The organism is Neobacillus sp. FW104-15D2 (genome assembly GCF_058790155.1).
The window spans coordinates 24,977-42,005 of record NZ_JBYTCJ010000006.1 but is presented as its reverse complement, the minus strand read 5'-3'; the positions used below and the strand labels follow the sequence as shown (position 1 = coordinate 42,005).

At 33.2% G+C, this 17,029-nt stretch carries 18 protein-coding genes; 14 read left to right on the top strand and 4 right to left on the bottom strand.

All coding sequences use genetic code 11. The features are described from left to right. Nucleotides 1-128: 128 nt before the first annotated feature. Nucleotides 129-359, top strand: a complete 231-nt coding sequence (locus tag AC3WR0_RS06855) for a hypothetical protein (protein ID WP_492551601.1) — start codon at nt 129-131, stop codon at nt 357-359. A 161-nt stretch (nt 360-520) separates the two neighbouring features. On the opposite strand, the gene AC3WR0_RS06850 is transcribed toward AC3WR0_RS06855, so the two are convergent. Further along, nucleotides 521-1,156, bottom strand: coding sequence for an NPCBM/NEW2 domain-containing protein (locus tag AC3WR0_RS06850; RefSeq protein ID WP_492551600.1), 636 nt, complete (start codon nt 1,154-1,156; stop codon nt 521-523). Between the two features lie 27 nt (nt 1,157-1,183). Between AC3WR0_RS06850 and AC3WR0_RS06845 the strand changes: the two genes are divergently transcribed. Continuing rightward, complete coding sequence (locus AC3WR0_RS06845) at nt 1,184-1,504, top strand: STAS domain-containing protein (protein ID WP_492551707.1); 321 nt, start codon at nt 1,184-1,186, stop codon at nt 1,502-1,504. 48 nt (nt 1,505-1,552) lie between these two features. Here the strand turns inward: AC3WR0_RS06845 and AC3WR0_RS06840 are convergent, their stop codons facing one another. From AC3WR0_RS06840 to AC3WR0_RS06830, 3 genes are all read right to left on the bottom strand, one after another. After that, on the bottom strand, nt 1,553-2,935 hold the full coding sequence (locus AC3WR0_RS06840) for a M14 family zinc carboxypeptidase (protein WP_492551599.1): 1,383 nt from the start codon (nt 2,933-2,935) through the stop codon (nt 1,553-1,555). Then, nucleotides 2,865-3,272: a M14 family zinc carboxypeptidase gene (locus AC3WR0_RS06835; protein WP_492551598.1), complete on the bottom strand. Its 408-nt coding sequence runs from the start codon at nt 3,270-3,272 to the stop codon at nt 2,865-2,867. Before AC3WR0_RS06835 ends, AC3WR0_RS06840 begins: the two co-directional genes overlap by 71 nt. A gap of 118 nt (nt 3,273-3,390) precedes the next feature. Then, complete coding sequence (locus AC3WR0_RS06830) at nt 3,391-4,206, bottom strand: SGNH/GDSL hydrolase family protein (protein ID WP_492551597.1); 816 nt, start codon at nt 4,204-4,206, stop codon at nt 3,391-3,393. A gap of 237 nt (nt 4,207-4,443) precedes the next feature. Between AC3WR0_RS06830 and AC3WR0_RS06825 the strand changes: the two genes are divergently transcribed. From AC3WR0_RS06825 to AC3WR0_RS06770, 12 genes are all read left to right on the top strand, one after another. Next, nucleotides 4,444-5,193 (top strand): YveK family protein, encoded by a 750-nt coding sequence (locus AC3WR0_RS06825; RefSeq protein ID WP_492551596.1) that lies wholly within the window; start codon nt 4,444-4,446, stop codon nt 5,191-5,193. Then, a complete protein-coding gene (locus AC3WR0_RS06820; protein WP_492551595.1) occupies nt 5,183-5,887 on the top strand; it encodes a CpsD/CapB family tyrosine-protein kinase in 705 nt (234 codons plus the stop codon). Before AC3WR0_RS06825 ends, AC3WR0_RS06820 begins: the two co-directional genes overlap by 11 nt. A 99-nt stretch (nt 5,888-5,986) precedes the next feature. Continuing rightward, complete coding sequence (locus AC3WR0_RS06815) at nt 5,987-6,751, top strand: tyrosine-protein phosphatase (protein ID WP_492551594.1); 765 nt, start codon at nt 5,987-5,989, stop codon at nt 6,749-6,751. Between the two features lie 286 nt (nt 6,752-7,037). Beyond that, nucleotides 7,038-7,931: a UTP--glucose-1-phosphate uridylyltransferase GalU gene (gene galU / locus AC3WR0_RS06810; protein WP_492551593.1), complete on the top strand. Its 894-nt coding sequence runs from the start codon at nt 7,038-7,040 to the stop codon at nt 7,929-7,931. Between the two features lie 51 nt (nt 7,932-7,982). Continuing rightward, nucleotides 7,983-8,618, top strand: coding sequence for a sugar transferase (locus AC3WR0_RS06805; protein ID WP_492551592.1), 636 nt, complete (start codon nt 7,983-7,985; stop codon nt 8,616-8,618). A 272-nt stretch (nt 8,619-8,890) separates the two neighbouring features. Then, complete coding sequence (locus AC3WR0_RS06800) at nt 8,891-9,946, top strand: glycosyltransferase family 4 protein (protein WP_492551591.1); 1,056 nt, start codon at nt 8,891-8,893, stop codon at nt 9,944-9,946. A gap of 214 nt (nt 9,947-10,160) precedes the next feature. Further along, nucleotides 10,161-11,357: a glycosyltransferase family 4 protein gene (locus AC3WR0_RS06795; protein WP_492551590.1), complete on the top strand. Its 1,197-nt coding sequence runs from the start codon at nt 10,161-10,163 to the stop codon at nt 11,355-11,357. Nucleotides 11,358-11,362: 5 nt separating this feature from the next. Continuing rightward, nucleotides 11,363-12,454, top strand: coding sequence for a glycosyltransferase family 4 protein (locus AC3WR0_RS06790; RefSeq protein ID WP_492551589.1), 1,092 nt, complete (start codon nt 11,363-11,365; stop codon nt 12,452-12,454). Nucleotides 12,455-12,470: 16 nt separating this feature from the next. Beyond that, complete coding sequence (locus AC3WR0_RS06785; RefSeq protein WP_492551588.1) at nt 12,471-13,601, top strand: glycosyltransferase family 4 protein; 1,131 nt, start codon at nt 12,471-12,473, stop codon at nt 13,599-13,601. Nucleotides 13,602-13,880: 279 nt separating this feature from the next. Continuing rightward, nucleotides 13,881-14,855 (top strand): glycosyltransferase, encoded by a 975-nt coding sequence (locus AC3WR0_RS06780; RefSeq protein ID WP_492551587.1) that lies wholly within the window; start codon nt 13,881-13,883, stop codon nt 14,853-14,855. Between the two features lie 4 nt (nt 14,856-14,859). Next, a complete protein-coding gene (locus AC3WR0_RS06775) occupies nt 14,860-16,326 on the top strand; it encodes a lipopolysaccharide biosynthesis protein (protein ID WP_492551586.1) in 1,467 nt (488 codons plus the stop codon). After that, nucleotides 16,323-17,027 carry a WbqC family protein gene (locus tag AC3WR0_RS06770; protein WP_492551585.1) on the top strand — a complete coding sequence of 235 codons (705 nt, stop codon included), beginning with the start codon at nt 16,323-16,325 and terminating at the stop codon, nt 17,025-17,027. The genes AC3WR0_RS06775 and AC3WR0_RS06770 overlap by 4 nt, the downstream gene beginning before the upstream one ends. Nucleotides 17,028-17,029 lie beyond the last annotated feature (2 nt).

Below are 17,029 nucleotides of genomic sequence, written 5' to 3'. Positions count from 1 at the left end.
CTATGCTAAAGCTCTGGAAGACCATCTTCAATTCCGGGAGGGTCCAAGGCGAGACAGAGCAGGCGTGTTAAAAGCAACGACGCATGAGGATGCAGTGAAGGCGCTGTAAGCAACAGGAAATGCTACTGATGAAAATTATGCAGATTCTATTTCCATCGTATACAAAAGGAATCTCAGACAGTATGATAATCACTATCTCACAAAATCTGTATTTTTCTACACAGGAAAAGCTTTTTTCTACACGAAAATTATTTTACTCTACACAAAGTCTGCCCTTCTCTACAAAAAGTGGTGAAAAAAGTGGTGTTGTCAGCGGAATTCCAGTTAAATATGGAACAACCGTCAAAATGAAGAAGTAATTAAACAAACTCGCCAACGTAAATTTGATTTATTTGGGTCAGAAATTAAGGGTAAAATAACAAATAAAGCCCTTCCTAAATGGGAGGGGCTTAAGGCTTATTCAACTATAGCATCTGTATGTTGAAGAAAAAAGAAGCTTACCAACTACTTCTTTTTTCTATTAATAAATTCGCGGATTAACAATAGCTATCTCATCTGTACGGTCGCCATCTGTTTTAATTTCAAATTTCTTTACACCCTTAACGGATATATTTAATTCTTTAGGAAGATCGTCCCAATTTAAACTAATAGACTTCAGTAATTTCCCATCGCCATAAAAGGAAATTGACGCTGAATAATTAACCCAATTTTCGTTTCTTATAAAGCCTACCAACCCTTTTATAGTAGTATACTTACCATTTAAGTTAAAGGAATTATCTTCGCCGTATAAACGATATCCCTTTTTATAATTAGGTCCCGCTACATCAAAACCGTCATCAATATTACTCCCCACCGACCCAGCATAAGGACTCAATACATCAGGCATATAAACACCACTGCTGTTTTCACCTAAATACCAAGTATTGTCCTTTTTTACATAAGCCAAACCAATCCCGAGAAGATTACTTAAATTATCAATAGGCATATAACTCTTTCCTTGATAATTGACTAAGTTATAGCTAAAAATTTTGCCAAGATAAGAAAAACTGGATTTTTCAGGTGTCGCTACTTTCGTTTTTAATAGATTGAGTTCATTATTTTTTGTAGTTACTTTAGGTGGAGGAGTTGTCTGCCCCAATAGTTTTGTTGAAACCAAGGAGGGAGTGGCTGTATCCTATTATTGGTGATATTTACGGAAAAGAGGGCAGAGGTAATAATCCACTCAACCTTAAAAAATAGCACGAGCCTTTCGTTGAGGTACCTTATCATAGATTTGTCAGGGATACTCCGTATAAATGAAATGGTGAGCAGCTCTCTGTTGAATATTGTTAATATGCTGAGGTTAATTGGCGTAACTCCGATTCTTACCGGAATCCGTCCTGAACATGCACAGCAAATGATCTACAGTAGTGTTGTTTTAAATAGTATATTAGTCAAAAGCTCTCTTGAAGCCGCTTTGTCGCATATTCGATTCTCTTTAATATCTACTGAAACGATTTATTAAGTCTTGTAATAAAAAAACCTCCATTCTAGATGGAGGTTTCCTTAATGGTTATTGTGCAAGTTGATTAATCAGCTGCTGTTTATAATCTAGTAAGTATTTTTCTAGTACTGGGTATGACGGATATAGTCCGGGATAAAGTAGGTTGCCATTCTCCTCAGCAGAGTTTTTCTCAAGCTGATCAAGCTGTAAAAGCTGTTGTTTAGCTAGGTCGATTTTCTTCTGCTTAATGCTTTCTTCGATTAGCAGAGTAAGCTTATATCTTTCAATCTCAAGTTTGTTGTTATTAATAGTAATAAGGGCAGGAAATGTATATTTACCAGAAGCTATTTTCTGAACGGAAGCACCGTTCAGCTTTTTAATAGCCGTATAGACTTTACCTGTTGACGAAACAAGCTGGTTGTATTGATTTACAGTTGAGCTATTCATTGTCCCGGCCTTCAGGCTATTCTTTAGGCTTGCAGCCATAGCAAGCTGCTGATCACCCTGCTTTACTGCATCAATAAAGTTTCGGGAATTCGTTAGATTAATCTGTACACTCTTTAACTGGCTAAGCATTCCTGCCTGGTAGCGTGTCGGCATTTTGCCAACGAGCGGGCTCAACGCTCGATAATTTCGCTCCACTTGATTATATAGATCGATAAATTTTTGGTTGACAGCAAGTGAGGCTCCAGTTTTAACATTATCAATATAGTAAACTTTCAGTTGATTGGCTGATAACACAAGACCACTTAGCTTTTTAGAAAGATCCTGTACAGGCTTTGTCATTCGAGCTTCCAAAAGCTTGATGCTTTCCTGAGCCGCATAAAGACCCACTGCCTGGTTTTCGTGCCATGCTCCCTTAAATTCTGACAGAGGCAGGCTGCTTTCTGTTACATATTTACCGATTTCGGGTGTGAAAGCTGGTTTCTTTTTAGTATAAATAAACCAGTCAGTAAAACCTCCCCCTGATGGGTTCTTTCCAGGGTCGACCAATTTATAGCCGGTCAATTTTTTAATAGTATTTGCGTATGTAAGATCACGTTTATAGCGAGTGCTGTCCTGCAAGAAGTTCCAATAGAGGATATGCCCGCTGCTATGGTAGGATATCGCCATTTCAGGATTAATTTCATTTACAAACTTTACTATTGCTTTTGTCTCAGCAGCAGTTTCCGGTGCGTAGCCCTTAAAGTTTTTGGAGCTAGGCCCTTTAGGTGAATTTTTGATATTTTTCCATAAAACATTGTATTGCCTATTTAAGTCAATCCCTTTACCGTTGGCTTTCCAGCTATTGAAGTTTTTGCTTCCTCCATTCATTTTGATGAGGGAAGCCTGGACGCCTTTGGGAAAAGCATTCACACCTTGCTGCTGGAGGGTTACGCCGTCAGGATTCACCATAGGAACAAACCAAATGGTCGATAATTGAAGAATTGATCTGGCATCTGATTTTCGCATTCCTTTGATATGCAGAAGCATAATTTTCAATCATGTACATATTAAGACTAGTTGTCATCCATTCCCGTGCATGATGCGAACCGTTAATAAATAAATTTGTATTTCCTTTTCCTAGTTCAACAGCATAAAGGGAACGCCCATATTCAGACTTTCCGATAACTTTAACTTTAATAAGATCGGGGTAAGCCTTTTGCAACTTTTGGATATCCGATACCATCTGGACATAAGTGTAAACTTTGTTAGGATTAACAATTGGTCCGGCTGCTTCAGCCTTAAAAGGAAGCTGGGAAGCAATAAGAGTGAAGACGATAAAAAAGATAAAACCTCTTAATTTCAATGGTGTTCTCCTCCTTTTAAATTGGCAATCTACTAATTATAAACTAAATTTATCCTACAAAGGTATAAAATTTCCAAATAAAAAAGCCTCTCCGTCTGGAAAGGCTTAAAACTAAGATCTATTCTTTTAGTAAATAATGAAGAACGAAGTCCCCCCAAATCTTATTTCCTTTTTCATTCGGTCCGCTATTGTCTTCCAACAAATAGTTTTTTATCTCTTCAGAATCAGGATCGGGCCATGCAGTCCAGTGATCTAGATAGGCGATATTGTTTTGGTGGGCATAATCTTTTAAAGAATCCACTTGTTTTGGATAGAACCTGGCCTGATAAAGAGGATGCGGTGGCTGTAAAATAAATACTACATTAGGATTCTCTTCTTTATAAGCGTCCATAAAGGTGGAAAGATTCCCTAAAGAGCTTTCCGTATCTACTTCCCCATTATCATTTAAAGTAAAAGGTTCAAATAAAACCAAATCGGCATCTTCATCTATTAATTTAAGGTATTTTTTTTGGTTAATAAATTGAGAGGAGGTGATGTCAAAGGTTCGTATTAACACTTGAAGATTCCCTTTGCCATAGGATTCCTCCATTTTTTGTTTAACCAGGGATGACCAGGTTTCGTTGCTGGAATTAATGGCATTTGAACCAACAATTAAAACCTTATAACTCTTATGTTCTAATAGGCTTTGTTTAAAAGTTTTCTGTGCCTGCTTGGGCCAGTTTTGAGAATAAGCTAAATAGGTATTGATATTTTTGCTGGTATTTTTATCGGTCTTTACATTAGTTTGTACAGATTGATTACTAACTGTTTCTACTTTTTTATTCGGTTCGCTAGCCGCTACAGAAACTTGGGTTTTTACCTTCCAGTGAATCTGTCCTACAATCAAAAGGGCAGCACAGCCAATTGCTAATATAACAGTAAGAAAAGCCTTCATATTAAATTTTCCTCCAAAAATAAATTCAATTACCCAATTCTAACAAACATAGTCCTTGTAATATATGGAAATGAAAAAAAGAGCTTCAAATTTTTGACAAAATGTAGTTAAATAAGTAAGGAAGTCATAGGTATATTACATATTTATTAAAATTATGACAAGAAAAGCAAAAAATGACAAGATATTATGTTATAATACATCTTGTTTTTCTTATTTATTTTATACCAGGAGGAAATCATGGAAGAAACAATCAGCTTGAAAGAACTGTTTCAGACTTTAAAAAAGAGATTGAATTTAATTATATTAGTGGCTTTGATAGCAACTTTAGCAAGTGGAATCGTAAGTTACTTTTTCCTTACGCCAATTTATCAAGCTTCTACTCAGATTTTGGTAAGCCAAAAAAAGAATGATAATACCTTATACAATTCTAATGAAGTTCAAACAAACTTACAATTAATCAATACTTACAACGTGATTATAAAAAGCCCGGCTATTTTGGATAAAGTAGCGAAAGATCTGAAATTGAATATGACTGCTGGCCAATTAAATAGTAAAATGACGATTCAAAGTGAAAATAACTCACAGGTAATCAATTTGACAGTAGAAGATCCTAGTCCAAAAACCGCTGCAAGAATTGCTAATAAGACGGCGCAGGTCTTCGAACAAGAAATTAAGAAAATTATGAATGTAGAAAATGTCAGCGTATTGGCAAAAGCCACAGTAACAGAAGGGCAGTCCCCTGTAAAACCTAAACCCCTTATTAATATTGCAATTGCTCTTGTAGTTGGATTAATGGCAGGTGTGGGACTGGCATTCTTAATGGAATATCTTGATAATACCATCAAGACAGAACAGGATATTGAAAAGGCACTCGGCCTGGCTGTTATTGGAACAATTGCGCAGATTGATGATTCAAAATTTGATATAAAAAGTAAAAGATCAGCGGATCGGAGATCAAAAGTAAGAGGTGAGAGCATTGGCTCCTAATATAAATTCAAAAAAGAAATATGGGCAGGAAAAACGTAAATTAGTAACCCTTTTTGATCCTAAATCGCCTATATCAGAACAATATAGAACAATTCGTACAAATATCCAGTTCTCTTCAGTCGATAAGGAGATAAAATCCTTGATGGTCACTTCATCTGGCCCTGGAGAAGGAAAATCAACTACTACAGCAAACCTAGCTGTGGTATTTGCCCAAATGGGAAAAAGAGTTCTTATGGTAGATGCAGATTTAAGAAAACCAACGGCCCATTATACATTTAATCTGACAAATAATTATGGATTAACAAGTGTTTTAACAAAGCAAATGTCGTTGGTTCAGGCGATTACGGAAACAGAGCAAGAAAATCTATTTATTTTACCAAGCGGTCCAATCCCCCCTAATCCAGCCGAACTACTAGGTTCTAAAGCGATGGAAGTCTTTTTTGAACATGCTTTTGAAGGATTTGATCTTATTATTTTTGACACACCACCAGTACTTGCTGTAACGGATGCTCAAATTCTAGCAAATCGCTGTGACGGAACTATATTAGTCGTATCAAGCGGAAAAACAGAAAACGATCAGGCCATAAAATCCAAGGAACTCTTACTGGCGGCAAATAGTAAGCTTATGGGTGTAGTCTTAAACAACAAACCAATGAAAGAATCCAATTATTATTATTATTATGGAGTAAAGTGATAAAATTCGACAAATAATGCTATTTACCCTATTGAAATAGCATGGTAATATGTAAAAAGTCTTAATATATTGGAATGAAAATGGAAGGGGAGAAAGGCAATGATTGATATTCACTGTCATATACTGTCAGGGATTGATGATGGGGCAAAAAGTTTGGAAGATAGCCTTGATATGGCCAGGGAAGCAGTAAGAAATGGTATATCGACAATTATTGCTACTCCTCACCATAAGAATGGAAAATATAATAATACTAAAACATTTATTATAGATAGAGTTAGAGAGTTAAATGAGGTTTTAAAAAAAGAAAATATCGATTTGGAAATTCTCCCTGGACAGGAAACACGTATATATGGTGAATTAATCGAGGGCATTGACAGTGATAAAATCCTTCCATTGGCTGAGTCGCAATATTTATTCGTAGAGTTTCCTTCTAACCACGTTCCTCGTTATACTGAACAGCTGTTTTTCGAAGTCCAAATGAAAGGCCTCACACCTATCATTGTTCATCCAGAGCGAAACCAGGAAATAATCGAAAGACCAGACCGATTATTTAATCTGATAGAAAAAGGGGCATTAACACAAATAACCGCATCAAGCCTTTGCGGTTATTTTGGGAAAAATATTAAGAATTTTTCCAATCAGTTAATTGAAGCTAATCTAACCCATTTTATTGCCTCGGATGCTCATAACATAGCAAATCGATCATTTAAAATGGAAGAAGCTTTCAGCTTATTAGAGAAAAAATATGGAATTGATATGGTTTATCTGTTCACAGAAAATGCCGAACTTTTAGTGGAAAACAAAAGTATTTATAAAGAATATCCAGAAAAAATCAAAAAGAAAAAATTTCTTGGTATTTTTTAATTTACCCAAATGACACTGCAAAAAACGATTCATCACGTTTTTCTTACTATAATACCGGTAATGTCTCCAATCCCGTTATCGACGGAGGCACTCGATTCTGCTGTGGGAATAGGTTGGTTATTTTTCCTTAGACGCATGTCGTCAATAGCAGGGTGTGAGGACGGGTTTGATGCCCAAACTAAATAAATAAATAAATACCTAATGAAAGCGCATTACAGTCTTTGCATTTTCATTAGGTATTTATTTAATGTATGGATGCTTTCTATCGGAAAAGGGGGGAATTGAAATGAAACAAGTTAAAAAGGCCATTATTCCTGCAGCAGGGTTAGGAACACGTTTTTTACCGGCAACAAAGGCGATGCCAAAAGAAATGCTGCCAATAGTTGATAAACCGACCATTCAATACATAGTAGAGGAAGCAGTTGCTTCTGGTATTGAGGATATCATAATCGTAACAGGCAAAGGAAAAAGAGCAATTGAGGATCATTTCGATTTTGCTTTGGAGCTAGAACAAAACCTAATTGAAAAAGAGAAAACTGATCTTCTTGAAAAAGTCCAGTATTCAAGTAATCTTGCTAATATTCATTATATCCGTCAAAAGGAGCCAAAGGGATTAGGCCATGCCGTCTGGTGTGCGCGCAATTTTATTGGTGATGAACCATTTGCAGTACTTTTGGGAGATGATATCGTTCAAAGCGATACTCCTTGTTTAAAACAATTGATTAATCAATATGAAGAAACTTTTTCGTCAGTTATAGGTGTACAGACTGTTCCGGATTCAGAAACACATCGCTACGGAATCATTGATCCTTCCTCTAGTGAAGGACGACGATATCAAGTTAGCAATTTTGTCGAAAAACCCAAGTATGGAACAGCGCCATCTAATTTGGCAATTATGGGCCGTTATGTTTTGACACCTGAAATCTTTAAGTTCCTCGATCGCCAGGAGACAGGCGCGGGTGGCGAGATTCAGTTAACGGATGCCATACAGCAGCTTAACCAGATTCAGAGAGTATTTGCATATGATTTTGAAGGCAAACGATATGATGTGGGAGAAAAGTTTGGATTTGTTAAAACAACAGTAGAATTTGCTATGCAGCATGAGGACCTTCGTGAAGATATGATTCAGTACTTAGAGAATTTAGTTGCATCTTACAAGATAGAAAAAGCTAATAAGTAGGTAAAGGAAGGGGTTAAATTGTCAAAATTGGCCAATCAGGAAGTTGTGTATTTGGAACAGCAAACAGAATTAAACGATCGAAGAGTTTATCTTTTTGTGAAACGGCTAATTGACATAATCGGTGCTTCCTGTGGAATTTTAGCACTAAGTTTACTGTTTGCTATTATTGCTATTCTAATAAAAGTAGAAGACCCAAAAGGAAAGATATTTTTTTCCCAAAAACGTGTGGGGTTAAATGGTAGAGAATTTAGAATGTATAAATTTCGTTCAATGGTGTCAAATGCGGAAGAAAAGCTGCAGGAGCTTTTAAAAAGCAATGAAGTCACAGGTGCCATGTTTAAAATGAAAAATGATCCGCGAATTACAATAGTAGGAAAATTCATACGAAAAACAAGCATAGATGAACTACCCCAACTATTTAATGTCTTAAAAGGCGACATGAGCCTAGTAGGACCACGCCCCCCCCTTCCGAGGGAAGTTGCTATGTATTCTTCTTATGATAAACAAAGATTAAGGGTAACGCCGGGATGTACGGGTCTTTGGCAGGTTAGTGGTCGAAACAACTTGAATTTTGATCAAATGGTAGAGCTGGACTTAAAATATATCCAAAAGCGCTCTCTATTATCAGATATGAAAATCATTTTAAAAACGATTCTTGTGCTATTCGGATCGAAAGATGCTTTTTAATAAATGATTTAAGGGTATTAATTTTTTAAATCATGTAATAATTAATATTCTTGAATACTAATTATTAAAAAATAGTCAAGTTAGGTTACTTAATAACTGAATTCAAACTAACTTGAACTTTAGTTCTGCTAAATGAATATAGGATGTAGAATAGGTTGTTTTATAACAGTATTTCATAAGAAAATATACATGAATATTGAATATATTAAACAATTAAGATAAAAAGTAAGAGAATTTTATGATTGTTTCAAACTTGTTAAAGGAGCTCGAAAATGTATGACTTGTTAATGATAGGATGGGAACTAGATTATTCTCGAAACCGGGTTATGGTAGACCATGGAAATTTATCAATTAAAAGAGTTGAAATAAAAAAGGATAACCTAATTTTAAGATATATTAAAATTTTATTAAAAACGCTATTAGCTCTTATTAGGTATAAAACAAAAATAGTTTATATTCCTGCTTTTAATCAGGTTAATGCTCCATTTATTATTTTGTTGGCAAAAATTTTTAGGAAAAAAATTATAATAGATATCCTAGTCTCAGAGTACGATACATTAGTAGAAGATCGGAAATTAGCAGAAAAAAATTCTTTTAAGGCAAAAAAGGCGTTATTTTTTGATAAAATAACTTTGAAATATGGTGATGTACTTATTTGTGATACTCATTTGCATAAAGATTATTTCATTAACATGTTTAAATGTCCTCCCAATAAAATCGTTGTTGTGCCTGTTGGTGCAGAGGAGCATTTTGAAGTAATACCACGAAATTATTTAAATGAATTTAATGTAGTATTTTATGGAGGGTATAGTCCCTTACATGGAGTGGATATAATTCTTAAAGCTGCTTATAACCTAATGGATGATGATAATATTAAGTTCACTTTAGTAGGTAATGGCCAAACTAAAAAGCAGATGAAGCAACTCGCTAAAGATCTAAACTTAAATAATACAATCTTTATTGATAGAGTTGATTACCAGGAACTTCCGAAGTTTTTAAGTAATTTTGATGTAGGTTTAGGTATTTTTGGAGATACGGCTAAAGCTAAAAGAGTTGTCCCGAATAAAGTTTATCAGTTGGCTGCTTGTAATAAGCCAGTTGTAACAATGAATACTCCGGGTATAAAAGAAGTATTTATGGATAATGTGAATATAATCTTGGTATCTCCAGAAAATATTGTAACTAATTTAACAAATGCAATTAGAGAGTTAAAAAACAATTCAGGTAAAGCAGATTCAATTGGAGAGCAAGGGTATATACTAATGAAAACAAAATACAGTGTTGAAAAAATCAGAACTCAATTTATTCAATTAGTAAAAGGAATTTAATTGTATAAACGGTAATTAGGGTTGCAGGTTATTTTTACTAGTATATATATAAATTTATTAAAAAATAATAATACAAATAATAAAATATATTATTTGTATTATTATTTTTTTATTTTGAAAGTTGTATTCTTTTACAGATATAAATTTTCAATTTTAAAAGTAAATAAAGAAACGGGTTCTTAATAGTTTAAAAGAATTACGGAGTGAAACTCAAATGAAGAAAATCCTTATTGTAAATAGTTTTTATTTCCCTGATATTATTGGTGGTGCAGAAGTATCAACTCAACTTTTAGCCGAAGGGTTATTAAAACACTATGAAGTTTGTGTCCTTACAACAGGAGGACACAAAAAGGGCGTGACTTTAGATTTAGTTAATGGTGTTAAGGTTTACAGAATACCATGTACAAATTTTTATTGGCCAAGAAATTCAGTTAAACGGGGTAACATAAGTAAATTAGCTTGGCATTTTCTTAATCAATATAATCTAAAACAAAATGCAATTTTAAAAAAAGTCCTCGAGGATATTTCACCAGATCTTATTCATACTCAAAATGTAATGGGAATTGGTACGTTTGTATGGAATATTGCTAAAAAGTTAAATGTTCCAGTTGCACATACCTTAAGAGATTATGCTTTAATAGAGCCAGTTTCAAATAAACTCATCAATAAATTTTTAACCCTTAGCAATCGACAAAGGAGCGAAAAAGTCAACTCTGTAGTGGGCATATCAAATTTTATATTAAATAAGCACTTAGATAACGGGTTGTTTCCTAGTAGTCTAAATTGTTCAATTCATAATGTGGTAAGTGCAGAAAGGTATCCAAAAAAATGTAGACATGAAGGGGATCCTTTAAGAATCGGATATTATGGGCAGTTGGAAAAAAATAAGGGTATAAAGGTATTGATTAATGCAATTAAAGATATACCTAGTAAGGTTGTCGGCCAAGTAATAATATGTGGTGTGGGTTCACAAGAAAAGGAACTAAAATTACTTGTTCAAAATGATAAACGATTTACTTTTAAAGGAAAAATCCCTATAAAAGAAGTATATAAGACTATGGCTTCGACAGATTTAACTGTCGTGCCTTCGATATGGGATGAGCCGTTTGGACGAGTAATAATAGAATCGTATATGCAAGGAACCCCAGTAATTGCCTCAAATACAGGAGGCATTACTGAAATAATAAGTAGCCATGATTATATTTTTAGAAATAAAGATACTGAAGAATTAAAAGGTAAGATAACAGATTTTAGTAGTTTGAGTAAGAAAAGAATTGACCAAGAGATAAATAAAGCTTATGCGCATGCGGAAAAATATTCCGAAAATATATCCGATTATATGTATGTATATAATTCAATAATGGAAAAAAGAAATAGTACTTGTTTTGTAAAAAAGATAAAGGTGACCTAATTATAATGAAACAGACAATATATATAAATGGACGTTTTTTAACCCAAACAGTTACTGGAGTCCAAAGAGTAGCTGACGAAATTGTAAAAACGCTTGATAAACAAATGTCAGATAAAAATATAAAAGAAAAAATAGAGTTTATAATACTAACACCGAAATTACCTCTAAGAGAATTAATACTAAAAAATATAAAGGTGAAAAGTATTGGATTCTTAGCAGGACATTTATGGGAACAATTTATACTCCCCTATTATTGTTTAAATGGGTTGTTAATTAATTTCTGTAATACTGGTCCAGTCACCAAAAGAAACCAAGTAGTGTATATTCATGATGCTGCAGTCTTCTCTAAGCCCGAGGGCTATTCAAAAAAGTTCATTTTTCTTTATAAGATTTTATACAGGTTATTGGCATTTAATAGTAAGAAAATTATAACTGTCTCACAGTTTTCTAAACAAGAACTACAAAGATTTCTTCCGGCTTTAAAAGATAAAATAATTGATATACATCTTGGTATAGACCATATGTATCTAGGAGAAATGGATACAAATATATTTAAAAAGCATAATATTGAACCTGGTAATTATCTATTAGCAGTAAGTAGTATTCATCCAAATAAAAATTTCCAGGTTGTTATTGAGGCTTTAAAAAAGCTCGATAATTTTAAGGGTCAGTTTGTAATTGCGGGTGGTATACAAAAAGGTATATTTTCGAAAAATACATTAGTGGAATCCGGGAATAAAAGCGTTAAGCATGTAGGATATGTAAGTGATGGAGAATTAAAAGCATTATATAAAAATGCAAAAGCATTTATTTTCCCTTCGGTATATGAAGGGTTCGGCTTGCCACCCATTGAGGCAATGAGTCTAGGATGTCCTGTTTTAGCTTCAAATGCAGCTTCAATACCTGAAATTTGCGGTAATGCACCGTTGTATTTTAATCCATATAATTCTGATAGTCTTGTGAATTTAATCGAAAGATTATACAAAGACAATGAGTTAGTACACACTTTGATCAAGCGAAGTATATCTCAAAGTGGCAAATACCGATGGAACCAAACGACCCAAAAATTAATAGAAAATATTGTTTTGGCAAAATAGGAGATTGATATCCATTATGAAAATTGCAATAGTACATGATTGGCTTGTAACTTATGCAGGTGCTGAAAAAGTACTTGAACAAATTTTAGATATATATCCTGAGGCTGACTTATTTAGCGTCGTAGATTTTATTGAAAATGAAAATCGCAACTTTATAAATAATAAAAATGTTACAACAACTTTTATTCAGAAACTACCTTTTGCAAAGAAGAAATACAGAACGTATTTACCTTTAATGCCATTTGCAATCGAACAGTTGGATTTGTCAAGCTACGATGTAATAATATCTAGTTCTCATGCAGTTGCTAAAGGGGTCATTACTGGACCGGACCAACTTCATATATCTTATGTACATTCCCCAATAAGGTACGCATGGGATCTTCAACATCAATATTTGAGAGAATCAAACTTGACTAAAGGTCTTAAGGGGTTAATTGCTAAATATCTTTTGCATAAAATAAGGGATTGGGATTATCGCACAGCAAATGGAGTAGATGTTTTTTTATCAAATTCTTCCTTTATTTCAAAACGGATTTGGAAAGTTTACCGACGTGAATCGAAAGTGATATATCCACCAGTCGATGTGTTCGGTTTTTCTATGAAGGAGGATAAGTCGGATTTTTATATCACTGCTTCAAGAATGGTACCTTATAAAAAAATCGATATAATCGTTGAAGCCTTTACGAGAATGCCTGAAAAACAGTTAATAATTATTGGTGACGGGCCAGATTTTAATAAGATTAAACAAATGGCTGGGAAAAATGTCAAATTATTAGGGTACCAATCTTTCGATATCCTAAAGGAGCATATGCAAAATGCCAAGGCTTTTGTTTTTGCAGCCGAAGAAGACTTCGGCATTACTCCAGTTGAGGCTCAAGCCTGTGGAACACCTGTAATCGCCTTCGGTAAAGGTGGATCATTAGAAACGGTAGATAGTAAAGACTCCAGTAATCTGACAGGGCTGCACTTTTATGAGCAGACGGCTGAAAGTATCATGGAAGCAGTAGATAGGTTTGAAAATAACCAACAGTTTATTAAAGCTGAAAACTGTAGAAAAAATGCTTTGAGATTTTCAATAGAACGCTTTAAATCAAATTTTAGAGAAATTGTTGAAGATGAATACAGTAAAAAGAAAAAGTCCCCATAATATTGAATAGCAGACAAAGCTAGAAAATAAATTTTATCTTAACTAAATAGCTGATTAAGAGGAATAGGCGAATCCTGGTAATATGTATATTCCTTCAGGTACATGTGATGGACCTTTCTTTGCTCTTTTATAGTAATTTGTCATACAAAGGACCTTTGAATGAAAGTTTTCTCGTGTGAAAAATATTAATATGAACTTGTTTTAAAGAACTATAAATCTAGCGCCCCATAATAAATTTAAAACTATAGAGAACAGAATTTAGAATATAGGAGTCATTATATGAGTACAAAGGAAATTATGGTTAGTGTATGTATACTAACTTACAATCATGAAAAATATTTAGAAGAAGCTCTTAATAGTGTGTTAATGCAAGAAGTAAGTTTTCAGTATGAAATAGTAATTGCAGAGGACTGTTCAACTGATACTACTCGGGACATTATTAAAAGTTACCAAAAGAAATTTCCGGATACCATTATTCCTTTGTTTCAAGAAAAAAACGTTGGTCCTACGAGAAACTTCTTTGAGTTAACTCAAAAAGCAAAAGGAAGATATATTGCAGTGCTAGAAGGTGATGATTTCTGGAATGATAGCAAAAAGCTACAAAAACAATTTGATTTCCTAGAGTCACATTTGGAGTATATCGGAACCGTCCATAGTGTTAATGTTTTGTGTGAGGATAAGCAAATTAAAAAAGAACGAGAATTAAGGTATAAATGTAAACCTGGGAAGGTGTTTTCTTTTGAGGATTACAAGTGGAATCGACTACCAGGGCATACATGTACAATGTTTTTTAGAAACATATTTAAAGAGCCAAAACATGACTATAGTATATATTATATCGCTGATCGAAACACTGGAGATCGTACTTTATATATGCTTTTACTTACACAAGGTGAAATATATTGCATGGAAGAGGCAATGGGAACTTATCGTTTCGTTATAAAAAATGGTGCAACAAATATTAATTCATTATATTTAGGTAAAAATATACTACTTCAAGAATGGCTATATGAGAGCCGTTTAAATAAATACTGTTTAGAAACTTTTAATAAGAGTTTTCTTTCTAAAGACTCATTTACTCAAAGTTGGATGAATGCTCTTTCTCTTAGTATACAAAGCGGTTCTAAAGAAGATAAAAAAGTGTTAAAAAAATTTAATAAAATTGCTAGAAGTCAGCCTAAAGTATTCATATATATTCCTAAGGTTTTATGTAATAAATTGATTAGAGTTTCTAAAAGATTGCTAGGAGACTGAAAGAATGAATGATAAAAATTTGAAAGGTGTTGTTCTGTCTTCACTTTTCTGGAAACTTCTCGAAAGGGGAGGAACACAGGGAATACAATTTATTGTTCAAATTATACTAGCCAGGCTCCTTTTACCAAGTGATTATGGGGTTATAGCACTCATTACAATATTTTTAACTGTTGCTAATGTATTTGTTCAAAGTGGTTTTAGCACAGCTTTAATTCAAAAGAAAAATGCTAATGAAGTTGACTTTTCATCAGTATTTTATTTAAGTTTATTTTTATCGGCCTGTTTATATGTTATTCTTTTCAATGCCGCCCCTTTAATAGCTGCTTTTTATAACATACCAAAACTAATAATGGTAGTTAGAGTATTGTCACTTACTTTATTTTTTGGTGCGATTAACTCCATTCAGATTGCTTTTATATCAAAAAAAATGCAATTTAAAAATCTTTTTTATAGTAGTTTGGGAGCCATAATCATCTCTGGTACGATAGGAATAATTCTAGCATATTCTGGTATAGGCATATGGGCACTCGTAGTGCAGCAATTAATCAATCAATTAGTAATTACAGTTATTCTTTGGTTTACTGTTAAGTGGAGACCTCGATTGATATTTTCAATGAAAAGCGTAAAAGGTTTATTCTCGTTTGGATGGAAGCTGTTAGGTTCCTCATTAATAGATACCTTTTATAATAATATCCGGAGCCTTATAATTGGGAAATTATATAGTCCAACAATGTTGGGTTTTTATAGTAGAGGACAACAGTTTCCATTACTTATAGTTTCGAATATTGATAATTCAATACAGTCAGTAATGTTTCCTGCACTAGCGATTCAGCAGGATAATAGATTAAGACTAAAAGAAATGGTTAGACGATCAATAGTTACAAGTTCATTTATGATTCTTCCCTTAATGAGCGGTTTGGCTGTAATAGCTGAACCTCTAATTAGGTTATTATTAACAGATAAATGGATATCAGCCGTACCGTTTTTACAAATTTTATGTGCGGCATATGCTTTATGGCCTATACACACTGCTAATTTACAAGCAATTAATGCGATGGGAAGAAGTGATATTTTCTTACGACTTGAAATTATAAAGAAAATAATTGGCTTAGTTATTCTTGTAATAAGTATTCCCTTTGGAATTTACGCTATTGCTTTGGGAGAAGTAGTTATTGGTATTATTTCAATATTTATTAATACCTATCCGAATTTAAAGCTACTTAAGTATTCATATAAAGAACAGTGGAAAGATATTATGCCATCGTTACTTTTATCCCTGGTTATGGGGGCTATAATTTATAATATTAAATGGTTTCGGCTAACAGAGGGATTAACAATAATTTTGCAAATGCTTGTTGGAGCCTTTTTATACATTGGATTAGCAAAATTACTTAAACTCGAATGTCTTGAATATTTGATCAAAACAGTGAAAGATGTTTTTATAAAAAAGAAAAAGGAAGTGAACGCATGAAGGTAGGTGTCATGCAACCGTATTTTTTCCCATATATAGGATATTGGCAACTGATAAATGCAGTGAATATATACGTAATATATGATGATGTTAATTATATTAATCGGGGCTGGATAAATAGAAACAACATATTAATTAATGGACTACCCAAGTTAGTAAATTTACCATTGAATAAAGCTAGTCAAAATAAGCTAATAAATCAAATTGAAGTTATAAATGATGAGGTTACGAGTAACAAATTACTAAAGACATTAGAAACATCATATAAAAAAGCACCGTTTTTTAATGAAGTGTACCCTTTACTTGAAAATGTTCTAAAACAAGAAGAAAAGAATTTAGCTAAGTATTTGACATTTTCTATTAAACAAGTTTGCGAATATCTAGGAATTAAGACCAGATTTATTCTTTCGTCAGAAATAAATAAAAATAATGATTATAAAGGTCAAGATAAGATTTTAGAAATTTGTAAGCAACTAAATGCAAATGAGTATATAAACGCTATTGGTGGAAAAGACTTGTACTCTTCAGCGGATTTTGTATCTAAAGGAATACATCTTAGTTTTTTAAAAACTAAACCAATTAAATATAAACAATTAAAGACGGAGTTTTTTCCAAACTTATCTATTATAGATATAATGATGTTTAATTCCCTAGATGAAATAAATATGATGCTTAATGAATATGATTTGGAGCAATTATAACA